The sequence below is a fragment of the Sphingobacterium phlebotomi genome, assembly GCF_008180195.1.
Taxonomy (GTDB): Bacteria; Bacteroidota; Bacteroidia; order Sphingobacteriales; family Sphingobacteriaceae; genus Sphingobacterium; species Sphingobacterium phlebotomi.
On the sequence record NZ_VTAV01000002.1, the window covers coordinates 106,967 to 120,635 of the forward strand.

General features: G+C 38.5%; 12 protein-coding genes. 4 read left to right on the top strand and 8 right to left on the bottom strand.

Features of this window, described 5'->3' with window-relative positions; translation table 11 throughout:
• Position 1: 1 nt before the first annotated feature.
• From FXV77_RS04540 to FXV77_RS04575, 8 genes are all read right to left on the bottom strand, one after another.
• The gene (locus FXV77_RS04540) at positions 2–802 is read right to left on the bottom strand and encodes a phosphatidate cytidylyltransferase (RefSeq protein ID WP_148918024.1); all 801 of its coding nucleotides are present in this window, start codon (positions 800–802) and stop codon (positions 2–4) included.
• Positions 792–1,010: a putative signal transducing protein gene (locus tag FXV77_RS04545; RefSeq protein WP_148918025.1), complete on the bottom strand. Its 219-nt coding sequence runs from the start codon at positions 1,008–1,010 to the stop codon at positions 792–794. The genes FXV77_RS04540 and FXV77_RS04545 overlap by 11 nt, the downstream gene beginning before the upstream one ends.
• Positions 991–1,914, bottom strand: coding sequence for a CPBP family intramembrane glutamic endopeptidase (locus FXV77_RS04550; protein ID WP_148918026.1), 924 nt, complete (start codon positions 1,912–1,914; stop codon positions 991–993). The genes FXV77_RS04545 and FXV77_RS04550 overlap by 20 nt, the downstream gene beginning before the upstream one ends.
• A 21-nt stretch (positions 1,915–1,935) precedes the next feature.
• Complete coding sequence (locus FXV77_RS04555; RefSeq protein WP_148918027.1) at positions 1,936–5,232, bottom strand: S41 family peptidase; 3,297 nt, start codon at positions 5,230–5,232, stop codon at positions 1,936–1,938.
• Positions 5,233–5,383: 151 nt separating this feature from the next.
• Positions 5,384–6,127: a zinc ribbon domain-containing protein gene (locus tag FXV77_RS04560; protein WP_148918028.1), complete on the bottom strand. Its 744-nt coding sequence runs from the start codon at positions 6,125–6,127 to the stop codon at positions 5,384–5,386.
• 2 nt (positions 6,128–6,129) lie between these two features.
• Positions 6,130–7,227, bottom strand: a complete 1,098-nt coding sequence (locus FXV77_RS04565; protein WP_148918029.1) for a Nif3-like dinuclear metal center hexameric protein — start codon at positions 7,225–7,227, stop codon at positions 6,130–6,132.
• Positions 7,217–7,693 (bottom strand): hypothetical protein, encoded by a 477-nt coding sequence (locus FXV77_RS04570; protein WP_246162271.1) that lies wholly within the window; start codon positions 7,691–7,693, stop codon positions 7,217–7,219. The genes FXV77_RS04565 and FXV77_RS04570 overlap by 11 nt, the downstream gene beginning before the upstream one ends.
• A gap of 23 nt (positions 7,694–7,716) precedes the next feature.
• Entirely contained in the window at positions 7,717–8,433 is a 717-nt protein-coding gene (locus FXV77_RS04575; protein ID WP_148918365.1) for an SAM-dependent methyltransferase, read from the bottom strand.
• Between the two features lie 156 nt (positions 8,434–8,589).
• Here FXV77_RS04575 and FXV77_RS04580 point away from each other — a divergent pair, with 156 nt between their 5' ends.
• The 4 genes from FXV77_RS04580 (at position 8,590) to FXV77_RS04595 (ending at position 13,628) form a co-directional block, all read left to right on the top strand.
• Entirely contained in the window at positions 8,590–9,534 is a 945-nt protein-coding gene (locus FXV77_RS04580) for a hypothetical protein (RefSeq protein ID WP_148918031.1), read from the top strand.
• Between the two features lie 50 nt (positions 9,535–9,584).
• Positions 9,585–10,619: an OmpA family protein gene (locus FXV77_RS04585; protein ID WP_148918032.1), complete on the top strand. Its 1,035-nt coding sequence runs from the start codon at positions 9,585–9,587 to the stop codon at positions 10,617–10,619.
• Between the two features lie 73 nt (positions 10,620–10,692).
• Positions 10,693–11,079 carry a Co2+/Mg2+ efflux protein ApaG gene (gene apaG, locus FXV77_RS04590; protein ID WP_148918033.1) on the top strand — a complete coding sequence of 129 codons (387 nt, stop codon included), beginning with the start codon at positions 10,693–10,695 and terminating at the stop codon, positions 11,077–11,079.
• Between the two features lie 683 nt (positions 11,080–11,762).
• Entirely contained in the window at positions 11,763–13,628 is a 1,866-nt protein-coding gene (locus tag FXV77_RS04595) for an ABC-F family ATP-binding cassette domain-containing protein (protein WP_148918034.1), read from the top strand.
• Positions 13,629–13,669 lie beyond the last annotated feature (41 nt).

The window sequence follows — 13,669 nt, forward strand, 5'->3', positions numbered from 1 at the left end:
CTTAAAGCATATTTTTCAAAAACAAATATACCAACGGCGCCGCAATCAAAAGCCCGTCAAACCGATCAAGTAAACCACCATGTCCCGGTAATAAGTTGCCAGAATCCTTAACGCCAACATTACGTTTGAGCATAGATTCCACTAAATCACCCAATGTTCCAAATATCCCAACAATCAATGACATACATACCCAGCTCCACAATGGGAGAAACCCAAAATAATGGGAAAGTATAAATCCTGCAATCACAGCCAATATAACACCTCCAACAAACCCCTCCCAGGTTTTATTAGGTGAAATGCGTTCAAATAATTTATGGCGCCCCATACTTCTCCCGGCAAGATAAGCTCCCGTATCATTGGTCCATAAAATAATCAAAAAACCAAGCGGAATGTAAGCGTTATATGTATCTTCCACGAAGCCTAGGCTCATAAAGAAAATGAACGGTATAGCCGCATATATCAATCCAAAAAGCGAATAAGCGACATCTTGAATAGGATGTACCGTTTTTCGAAAAAGAGCAGCTATATAGAGTAATAAAACGGCTACGATACTAAAAGGTAGCATGGAATAGGGTAGTAAACCTAAAAGGATAGAACCGACCAGAACCAATCCAAAAGCGGCAACTCCTACACCCCAAAAAAGCAATGGCTGTATATTTTCAGTATGCACCATACGATAAAACTCATATACGCAACAAATCGCTAGCAACGAAAAAAGAGAGACAAAAGCGTAAGGACCAAGCAATACAGCCCCGATCAAAACCAGAATAAAAAAGAATCCTGTTATCGCCCTAGTTTTCATTTTCTTCCGGCTCGTTTTCTTGTATTAATCTTTGGGCTTGTCCAAAATCTTTTTCATTGACGAAAAGGTCTATTTTTCCAAACATAAAGGATGAATCCTGCTTATTGAGCAGAACCGCGGGAATTCCGTTTTCTTCTAACATCTGTTTATCTATTTCTCCCCGAATGATATCGGTATAGGTCTGTATTTTAATCCACCCTTTTTCCATATAGCTTTATTTTTGTTGTATACTGATAAATTATAAAAGCAATAATGATACTAAAAACGAAGCTACCAAGATACACAATTATGGAATAAGAATCACCTTCCATAAGCTCTACATAGCTTCTGCCTTGTTTAGCATAATAAAACGCCAATATAACCACCATGCTGTTGTTAACAAAATGGGCAACGACAGCCGTCCATATATTTCTCGTCCAGACAACGAGATAACCAAAGAACACACCCAGTAATAAACGAGGGAAGAAGCCGTAAAACTGTACATGTATAGCACTGAAAACAAGCGCCACAATCCAAACGGCAACATATTCGTTTTTAAAAATCCGAGTTCCGATCTGTTGCAACGCACCCCTAAAGAACAACTCTTCGCCTATACCGGGTAAAATCGCCATGACAACAATATTTAGCAGCAATCTGTCCCAAGCAGTCGTCATGACAATGCTCTCGGTCAGTAAAGTCATCTCGTCTTCCTTCGCACGCATCCATTCTTCTATACCACGCCAGATCTCCGGCAAACGCATATTGGCATTCCACTCCGAAATCAGCGACATGCAAGGTGCAAAGGCAAAAAGAAACAGTATACCTAAAGTATAGGTTTTCCAATCAGTGAGATGTTGACGAGGAAACAATTCTTCCGCTTTTTTCCGGCGCTGGAAAATATACGCTGGTAAAATAAACGTACCGGCAGAGCTAACACCCAACACCATATAAGCGTAATAGTTCTGTGCCTGACTAGCTCCTGATACGTCCGTAAAGAAATCGATATTCCCAAAAAGAATATATCCCAATCCTCCGAAAAATAGGGAAACGGTGAAAACACAGGCAAACATGACCATGATCAAAAAAAGCAGATCCGTCCATGCGTTCTTTTGTTGTATCTCGGATGTATTCATAGGCTAAAAATAGATGTTTTGTTACTTTACCCGGACGGGATCGTTGGGGTCTTTTAATTCCTTGTATGGATAAGTCTGCATCTCTTCCAGTAATATATCAATGGTTTTCTCCAGTTGTGGATCTCTTCCTTCCAACAAATCTTTCGGCATTTGTTCTACAAAAATATCCGGTGTGACACCCTCATTTTCGATGATATAATTACCCTCCAAATCAAATATACCAAAGTTTGGTGAAGTGATACGTCCACCATCTAGCAAGGGTGGATAACCAGAGATACCAACTAAAATTCCCATAGTTGTTCTTCCCACAAGCTTCCCAAGTCCTTTGAAGCGAAACATATAGGGCATCATATCCCCGCCCGACCCTGCGTTCTCGTTTATAATCATCGCTTTCGGACCATAAATTCCATTTCCTGGTGTAGTAAAGCTTTTTCCGTCCCGAATCCGCCAACCGGATATGAGCTCTCTTGACAATAAGTCGATGACATAATCGGCAACCCAACCGCCACCATTATTACGTTCATCCAGTAAAAGCGCTTTCTTATCCATCTGAGAGAAATAATAACGATTAAAATAAGTATACCCCTCCGGTCCGGTATTCGGCATGTAGACATACGCGATTTGTCCTTTGCTACGCTTATCTACTTTTTTACGATTGGACTCTACCCAATCCATTCGACGCAAACTGGTTTCTCCTACAAAGGAGATGGGTTTTACGACAACTTCACGAGCGCCACCCAACGAGGGATTACCATTGATTTTCAATGTTACTTGTTTACCTACGGTATTTTCCAGCAATTGGTATATGTTAGTAGACTTCGTTAAGGCGATGCCATTCACCGCGACGATATATTCTCCCTCCTTGATATTTAATCCCGGTTCTGCCAATGGCGCTTTGAGCGATGGATTCCAATCTAACGTAGTATATATCTTGTTGATTTTATATCCATTTTCCGCCACCTCAAAATCTGCTCCCAATGTTCCTGTACTGACAGCAGGCGTTGAGGGTTCATCCCCTGGATAAATGTAATTGTGCCCCACGACCATCTCCCCCATCATTTCATTCAACAGATACCCTAAATCTGATCGATGTCCTACATACGGTAAGAATTTTTCATATTTTGCCTTCATTGCATTCCAGTCTACACCATGCATATTCTCTACATAGAAAAATTCTTTTTGCATTGCCCATACCTCGTAGAAAATCTGTTTCCACTCGGCTTCGGGATCTACCAACTGCTTGACATTTTTTACTTCTATTTTACCATCGCCAGGAGCTGGCTTTCTTCCGGCATTCACAATGAAAAAGCCTTGATTGCTGCGATACATCATTTTCTTTCCATCCGCGCTAATATCAAATCCGGTAGCGTTTTCTACAAGCGTCTTGTCTTCCCGTTTCTTTAAGTCATAGAGACGGATGGTGTTTCCACGCATATAAGTCAACATATCCTCCGTTGATCCGTTTAACCAATAACGGCCAGGAGGCAACGGTAAAGCAACGATACGGTAGTTTATATCATCTAGATCAACCTTTGTCTCGGGCTTATCTGATTTGTTTTCCTTCGGCTTTTCTTCCGTTTTATCGTCCTTTTCTTTCTTGTTCTTATCGTTCGACTTTTCTTCTCTTTTGGTACTTTCCTTTTTGCCTTCTGCTACTTCTTCTTCATCGCTTTCGTTTTTAAATATGGACGGCGTATTCTTTGAAAGAATAAACGCGTAAACATTGTAGTTTACATTTCTTTCATAAGCCGTCATGTGTAGTCCGGAGTTTGTCAACCCGGTATTGGTGCTTGCCGAAAAGAAAAGATACTTTCCATCACGACTAAAAGTCGGTTGATTGACCGTACTCATACCATCTGTAATCTGCGTAGATTGCTTTGTTTTCAGGTTATACATAAAGAGCGTGCGGACGCCATTTCCTAAACTTTTTATATAAGCTATCCAATTGGAATCATAAGACCACGATGGTTGGAAGTGATTGGAAACTCTACCCGTTGTTGAACTAAGGCGATCGTTATCTACTAAAGTTACTTTCTTCGTTTCTATATCTACGTAATAGAGGTTGAGATGCGCATCGTTATAGAAAAGCTTTTTGCTATCGGGAGACCAGGTCGGCTGGAAATAAAAATTCGATTGCCCTAAAGAAATGTAAATCGGTTCATCTTTCGCCATTTGATCCCGTAACACCAATTCATATTTGCCTTTTTTATCTGAAATAAAAGAAATCCATTTGCCATTGGGCGACCAAGCTGGAAAACGCTCATGCGAAGCAGGTGCATTGGAAATATTCCGAGCATCTCCTTTTTCTTTAGGTACCGTGAATATCTCGCCTCGATTCTCAAACAGCATTCTCTGCCCTGTTGGAGAAATGGTATAGGAACGGATGTCCTTTCCTACATCGATATAATGCTGTCGTTTATACATTGCATCGGCGTGCACGTTAATGGCTAAATTATTTATCTTTTTAGTTGCGGTATGGAGGATATGCAAACGGCCGGCGTATTCAAATGTCAGCTCGTTACCCTGTCCACTCAGCGTACGTACATCGTAGTCTTTATAATTTGTTAGCTTTTCTACTTTTTTTGTCTTTGTATCATAGCTGAAAATATTGACTATTTTGTCTCGGTCTGAAAGAAAATAAACCTTATCGCTCAACCAAATGGGCCTCACATCGTTGCTTTTTTCTCCCGGAATGATTTCCACTTCTTTGGTTTGCGTATCAAATATCCAAATAGACGGCATACCGCCACCACGATAGCGTTTGAACGCCACGCGATCCCGCTCTGTTGGGTCTGTATTTTTAATATATGCCCAATAACGTCCATCAGGAGAGAGACTTCCTTGATAGGCTTCCGGCATTAATAATGGAGAAGCCAATTCTCCGTTCAAAGATGTTTTGTATAAACGAGAACCTAAAGAATATGTAAATTCTCGTGTACTTGTAAAATAAACTTCGTTGTTATTTAACCAGCCTCGAAGCACATCTGCCGTAGGGTGAAAAGTAATCCGTTTAGGTGATCCGCCATGTATGGAAATAACATAGATATCCGTATTACCATCGTAATTACCTGTAAACGCAATCTGTTGCCCATCTGGTGAGAACATAGGGTTTTGCTCTACTCCAGGATTTACGGTCAAACGACGAGGATTCTCGCCATTTTTATCGGCTATCCATACGTCTCCGGCGTATACAAAAGTGATGTGTTTATCGCTTATATCAGGATTTCGTAAAAGGCAGGTTTCTTGTGCTTTTGCTCCTAAAAGCAGAAAAGTAGAAAAGAAGAACGCTAATAATGTTTTAAAAATTTTCGTCTTCATACGGATAATTGGGTGATTCATGTTCAAAAATAATGGAATTTATCTATTAAGCTGGATTCATATCAGAGATGTTGCAATTGTCGATTACTTTATTGATAAAAAAAGAAAGCCCTGCATCTGTATGTAGGGCTTTCTTTTATGTAAAATAAGACTAAGCGTGTTCTTCTTCGAAAACAATGCCTTCGTCTACTATGATTCTTCCGCAGTGTTCGCAAATAATGATTTTCTTGCGTTGACGGATCTCTGATTGCAATTGAGGTGGAATCTTATTGTAGCAGCCCGAACAGCTATCACGCTCAATAGAAACAACTGCTAAACCATTTCTGAACGTTCCACGAAGTTTATTGTAAACTTTTAACAAACGGTCTTCAATATTTTTTTCCGCCTTTGTCACTTTATCCAACAAGGTGTCTTCTTCCTTTTGCGTTTCGCCAGTGATGGTTTCAAGCTCTTGCTTTTTTACATCCAATTCACCTTTGCTATACTCAAGGCTCTTTTGGGTGCTGTCGTAAAGTTCAGTTTTATTTTTTATTTCAAATTCCGCTTCACGAATTCTTTTTTCGCAGACCTGAATTTCTAACCCTTGAATTTCAATCTCTTTGGTAATAGCATCGTATTCACGGTTATTTTTTACTTCGTTAAGTTGCCCTTCGTATTTTTTAATCGCAGCTTGTGCTTCCTTAATCATGTTTCTGCGATTCACGATCGAATCTTCCAATTCGTCCAAATCCGTTCTGATTTTTTCGATTCGGGTATCAAGACCTGCGATCTCATCTTCCAGATCGGCAACCTCAATAGGCAATTCGCCACGCACTTGGCGAATCTTATCTATCTTCGTATGGATGGACTGTAGCGCCCATAATGCTTTTAACTTTTGTTCTACGGATTGTTCCATTATCAAACGTAATATTTAATAGGATTTGTCTCTATTCCTGTCAATAGGACAGCAAAGTTAACAAATTTTTTCTGAATAATTTCCAATAATAATTCCTGCGTAAATTGTTCACTTTCAAAATGTCCGATGTCCGCAATAACAATATCACCCTCTGCATCAAAGAACTCATGGTATTTGTAATCCGCCGAAATGAAGATATCTGCGCCCGAACGTTTTGCATTATTCAATAGAAATCCTCCGGCGCCGCCGCAAACAGCAACACGGGAAACCGGCTTATCTCGCAATTTCGTGTGTCGGATAACCTGTACATTCAATCTTTCTTTTATGTATCCTAGAAACTCCGTTTCGTTCATCGGAGAAGGTAAGTTACCGATAGCACCTGAACCTACGGTTTGTAGTGTATTTTCCAAAGTAAAAATATCGTGCGCCACTTCTTCATAAGGGTGTGCAGCATACATCGCCACCAAGATCGAACGTTCCAATCTTTCCGGATAAATGACCTCTATTTTCGTTTCTTCAACCCGTTCCTGTTCATGGACTTTACCAAGGGTTGGGTTAGCACCATCCAATGGTCGAAAAGTTCCATATCCTAACGTATTATAGCTACATTCGTCATAATTGCCAATGGCCCCTGCTCCGGCTTCGAACAATGCATCCCGAACCGATTCCACATGTGTGCGTGGTACAAAAACCACCAGTTTCTTAAGCAGATTTCGCTTAGGATGTAAAACTGCGTGTGATTCTAATCCTAACTTTTCGGCAATTTTACTGCTTACTCCCCCCAACACATTATCTAGATTGGTATGAATGGCATAAAGCGCAATACCATGACGTATAGCTTTGATCACCACCCGCTCTACGTAGTTCTTTCCGTTCAGTTTTTTTAATCCGGTAAATACAATTGGGTGGTGCGCAATAATAATATCACACCCTTTTTGTATGGCTTCGTCAACTATTTCTTCCGTACAATCCAATGCTATCAATGCTTGCTCTATTTCGTCATCCGGATGGCCGACGATCAATCCAGAATTATCATACGATTCTTGATAGGCCAGCGGTGCTATCTGTTCCAAATATTGTGTAAGCTCTCTAATTCTCATCTTTATTCTCCGCTATAAAATCTTTTCCATAATGTTCAACATGCATGCGCAGCAGCGTTTTATATTCATTAACCTTGACCCAATAGGTGATAAAATAGACCAAATGTAAAATGCTGATAATTATCAGGACAAACGGGGGCAATGGAATATTAGTCAACAAAAAAGTCCATGCAAATATAAGTCCCCATTTTTGCGTGGGCTTTTCTTCTACTTCTACTTTTCGATCATAAAATTCATTATTGAGCGAATCTGTCAACCGCTTTACGACTTCAAAGTTCCAATATATATTAAATATAGGTAAGGCTACAAACCATGCTTGACTGGGCAATATACACTGATTATCTTTTTTAACAAGTTTCAGGGTGCGATAAAGGGTCAAAGCAAAAAATATCCAGATGATAATTCGGATTACTCCTCCGATAAGCATATACAATGCCATATCATTGGTTATACTGTCGGGCATCATATCAAACATGGTATAAAAAAAATTTAGTTCTGAACATACATCAAAAATATCGTAGGCTTCTTATGAAGATCCTGTTTTCGGTTTTTCCATTCGGAAGCGGACAAAGTCAGCACTTGTTCATCAGGCGCAGTCAAGTTACAAGCCACACATATTTGCGTTTTCGGTTTGCAGTTTTTGAGCAAATCATCAAACAGGGCAGTATTACGGAAAGGTGTTTCGATAAATATTTGAGTTTGTCGCTCTTTTTGTGATTGAAACTCCAAATCCTTAATTTTTTTCGCCCGTTCACCTTTGTCTATCGGAAGATAACCGTGAAAAGCAAATTTTTGTCCGTTAAATCCAGATGCCATCAATGCCAGCAAAATAGAACTAGGTCCAACTAACGGAACGACTTTTATTCCTCGTTTATGTGCTTCAGCAACGATGTCAGCACCCGGATCCGCCACACCAGGACACCCCGCTTCCGACATCAACCCCAAATCCTTTCCATCCATGGCTGATTTAAAAATACGATTATAATCTATTATTTCGCGGGCATGTTTACTATAATCGTGTATCTTCAGTTCGCTTTGTGGTGTTTTTAACCCTGCCTGCTTGAGAAACCGACGCGCTGTCTTCTCATTTTCAACCACATATTCATCAATATGGTTGATAAGTTCCTGATGGAAAACCGTGTACGATTGTTTTTCCGCGTTTTCAGCCAACGGCACTGGGATAAGGTATAGCGTTCCTAAAGACATCATTCAAAACTACTAAATATTTTCACTATTCGTGTCGGAGAGTAACTTTATCTATTGTTTTCCCAAACCAAAAAATACTGGGTTTCGTGTATTGTTTATCGTTTTAGAGTCCACTATTTTTGTTATAATGTATATTAATTACTTATTAATACGAAAATGATGACGAAGAAAAAAATTCTCTATTTATCTCTAAGTATTCTTTTTATAGTTGTAGCCTGCTCGAAGGACAATCGAGAAGACGGCGATCTTGGTCCTGTTGTTACTGAACCTTTTATTGAGGGAACAGTGGAAATGGGCATGTATAGCCATGGAATAGATCTTGGCTATTATATCAAAAACATTGATTTCAGCAGAAACGATACCCGTGAACAATTGGAAAATTTAATTGAAGAACGGGGATCAGAACAAGATTTCATCAGCCATTTTCAAGCCATTGGTGAACAAAATCCTTTCGCAGCTCTTGTATTGGTAATTAATACTTCCATCTGTGACTATTATATCAAAGGGGAAACGGTTCTTGGTAAGGCGCAAGGCTTCGGCTATATATACGATCATTTCCACGATCAGGGTAATGATGTCGGAAAAATATATATGGAGACAAACGCTCAAGTATTCGAAATACCGGAAGCTGACCGTAAGTTGTATGTAGAATATGCACCATCTGCACAAAAAGAAACTAATCCCAACTCCTCTTTTGACGCTGATTTATTCGATCGTAAACCGCTGAGTAAAAACGAAAATATCTTAGGTTATGCCTGCGATGTAACTGAATACACACCGAAAAGTGGGTCGACTTCGCCATCCGGTGTAGTTATGCATAAAATATTGGTATATACTTCACCTTTATTCAGCAATACTATCAATTTCACCCATCCTTTTTATGTACCGGAAGCCGGGGGGATATTACGCGTAGACATTTTTCTCGAAGACAGCGAACAGCCGACATTGGAAATGCGTCCGCATAAGATTACACCACGGTCTATCAGCGAAACCGACCTAGCTATTCAAAACACTGAACCTATTTACACAATAGACGATTTCAATTGGGGTATAAAATCTTTGGCGATATTCATGAGTGGTTGGTCAACTTTTGAGGATTAGTCTTTTTTGCTGTTTTTTTATATTTTTAACGTAAATCTATATACGATATTATGAAAAATTATGTTATTACATATCTCCTGTTATTTACGATAGCTTTATTTACAGGGTGTAACTCCTCCAATCAATCTAATAAGGAGACTGAAGAAGTACAGGAAGAAACGACAGATACTCCCCCCGTAGCGGAAACAGAAGAATATACATCGGAACAAGACGATAGTGTCGATTTTGATATAAATACTATTCCTATTTCCACCGCTGACATCGGTGATTTTCCCTTTTTTACCGCGCCCGAAGGAGCTGAATATATTAATAGGGCAAAGCCTATTGACTTTGATTTCATCGTGTTCGTTACGCCAAACAAGATTTATGAAGTTGAAGGGAAAACGTTTAGAGCTCATGTCCATAAAGACAGAAAAAGCGACAGGGAAATCAGTGGTCGCTATCTCATCAGAAGTTTTGAAGATGCCATCACGAAAGCTGGCGGGGTGAAAGTTTTTGAAGGTAAATTGACAAAAGAACGTCGTGATAAATACGCAGAATTATGTACATATGCGGGTAGCAATGGCAGTATCGATATATGGAATAATCCGATTGCAACATATGTCATCCGTCGCAACGATGGCAATATTTACATCGCCATGGACAAAGGAAAATCAAATACCACGTCTATACAAATTGTTCAAGAAAAAGCGTTCGAACAAACGATACAAAAAGTTACCGCGGATAAAATTGCCAAAGATCTGAACGAGAAAGGAAAGTCTATTCTTTACATCAACTTCGACGTCGATAAATCCGACATCAAACCCGATGGAAAAGAAGTTGTAGACCAAATTTTGGAAGCTTTGAAAAAAGAAACTTCATTGCAAATCGCTATCGAAGGGCATACCGATAATACCGGCGACGCGGCACACAACAAAAAATTATCCGATGACCGGGCAAAAGCCGTGATGAACGCTTTAGTTTCGGGTGGAATTGATAAATCACGGTTAAGTGCGCAAGGTTTCGGAGCAGAAAAACCTTTGGTCGCCAATGATTCTGAAGAAAATAAAGCGAAGAACCGCCGGGTGGAACTGGTGAAGAAATAACAATAAAATTTGATGTTTAAAAAGATAATTGATAATTTGCTCACGATTAAGGTGTTCATTATAGAATTTACATATGAATACACAAATAACATCCGGCGTAAAAGTATCTGTAGATGTCATCTATCAACCCGAATATTCCAATCCGGCGAAGATGCATTTTATGTTTTCCTATCAAATTACAATAGAGAATCTAAGCGATGTTACCATACAACTTGTCAATAGGCATTGGGATATTTTTGATTCTATCGGCGAATTTAAACAAGTCGAAGGGGAAGGTGTGGTAGGAGAGCAACCTATCTTAGCACCTGGGGCCCTATATCAGTATGTTTCGGGATGCAACTTAAAAAGTGAGATAGGATACATGGAAGGGTATTATGAAATGATTAAAGAAGTAGACGGCGGCCTATTTCATGTGGAAATTCCCCGATTTAATTTGATAGCATCATTTAAATTAAACTAAGCAGATGAAACAAGGGGATGAAAATGTTAAAAAAATGACTATATTAGCAAACGATTTAAGAAAATATAGCGTCGTTTTGGGGTATGAAAGAGGAAAAAATGTATATCGATGATTTAACTTTAAAGAAAAACGAGTAAAATTACTCGTATAAACCCTTATATACTAAGCTGGTATCTATTTGGATGCCAGCTTATTTTTTTGCTAAAAAAAGTCAAAAATGACCACGGTCTTTTAATAAAAGCAAAGTTTATTTTTGTCAAGTGCCCGCGGTCATTTGTCCAAAACAAACTTTGAGTTGTAAAAAACAAGCTTTCATTTCAAAAAATAACTGCGGTCATTTCAAAATTCGCCATTTTCACGTTCAAACTTCGCATTTTTAATTTACTTCGATTAACTATTTTTCTTTCAGATAGATATTAATACATGTTAAAGAAATTTTAATCTACAAAATAGTTCCTGTAGACAAGCGATTTTCCCTTTGCATCGTCCACCAGTTGTCGGACAGTTTTCGAACAACATTAATTTTGGAAGAGTTATAGAAAGTGTTTTTTATGTGAGCCCTCGTTACAAAAGGAAAAAGAAAATTATTTCCGTATTTTTGTGCTTGGAAATTTATATCCGGTTAGGTAGTATCATATGGGTTTAGATACTTAAATATTTAATTATCAAAATATTATATAAGAGTGAGCATTCTAGCAACAGAACAAGTTAGCCATTCGTTTCATGACAGATGGTTGTTTACCAATCTACATTTCGCTTTGCAAAAAGGAGACAGGGTAGCTTTGGTTGGGATAAATGGAACGGGTAAGTCTACTTTGCTAAAAATTCTTGCTGGACAAATTGTCCCAATAGAAGGAAAAGTTGTCAAAGAACGAGGTATTAAAATCGGCTTTTTATCCCAAGAGCCAAGTTTCAGCGGAATGGAAACTGTAAATGATTTTATTTATAGTTCAGACAACGAACAGCAACAATTAATAAAAGCTTATGAAAACTTATTGAATAACGATAAAATAGATCAACAAGTGTTAGCAGAGCTTACAGACAAATTATCTGCGATGGAAGCTTGGGAATATGAGCATAACATAAAAACAATTTTAAACCGACTACAGATTTCGGATTTCAATCAAACAATAAATAGTTTATCGGGAGGGCAGAAGAAACGTCTATCTTTGGCAAAATTGTTAATTGATGAGCCCGACGTTTATATTCTGGACGAACCGACCAACCATCTGGACGTAGAAACAATAGAATGGTTAGAAAAGTTACTGACAACAGGAAATAAAACTGTTCTTTTAGTTACACACGATCGATATTTTTTAGATAACGTCTGTACAGAAATACGAGAGCTAGATAGAGGAAATCTATACACTTATAAAGGCAACTATACATACTTCCTAGAAAGGAAAGCGGAGCGCGAGGCTATAGATGCAGTAGCAATAGAAAGGGCGCAGAACTTACTGAGACGCGAATTGGAATGGATGCGTCGTCAACCTCAGGCACGAGGTACTAAATCAAAAGCCCGTATTGATGCTTTCTATGATTTGGAAGAAAAATCGAAATCTGGTCAAAAAAAAGAAAATGTACAACTTTCTGTAAAAATGAGCAGACAAGGTTCCAAAATATTGGAACTGGAAAATATTTCAAAATCTTTTTCTGGAAAATCCGTTATTGATGGTTTTACATATACCTTTAAAAAAGGGGATAGAATTGGATTGGCAGGGAAAAACGGGAGCGGAAAATCCACCTTTCTCAATCTGATAACACAAGCCATCAAACCGGATCATGGAAATATCATCAGAGGGGAAACCACCAAATTTGGATATTACAAACAGGGTGGGCTTACATTTAACGAAGACGATCGGGTAATAAACATTGTTAAAAATGTAGCGGAATATATTGAAATGGCAAACGGCGATATCATTACAGCTTCGCAACTATTGACACTTTTTCTGTTCCCACCAGAAAAACAACACAATTTAGTAAGTCGGTTAAGTGGAGGAGAAAAGAAACGTTTGCAGCTAATGCGTGTATTAATGTCCAATCCAAACTTCTTGATACTCGATGAACCTTCAAACGATTTAGACATTGATACGTTAAATGTTTTAGAAGAATTTTTAGAAAACTATACTGGTGTTTTGGTTTTGGTTTCCCACGATCGTTATCTTATAGATAAATTAACGGAACAACTTTTTATTTTCGAAGATAAAGGAAATCTCAAAATATATAATGGAAATTACGCTGATTACAAACTGGAACAAGACCAACTTGCACGAGAGAAAAAAGATAGCGTAAAAAATGTACAGCCAAAGAAAACATTATCTACTCCAAAATCGGAAAAGAAAAAACGCTCCTATAAAGAGCAACTTGAATATGAGTCTTTGGAAAACGAGATAACCGAAATAGAAAATATAATTACACAAAAAACTGAAATGTTAAACACCATTTCAGATCATCAGGAGCTAGCGGCTATAGCGCTGGATATCGAAAAATTACAAAAGGAAATCGATGATAAATCGGAGCGTTGGTTAGAATTAGCAGAATATATATAATTCGTTTCACGTGAAACGCGACTACATTATTTAAATTTCAC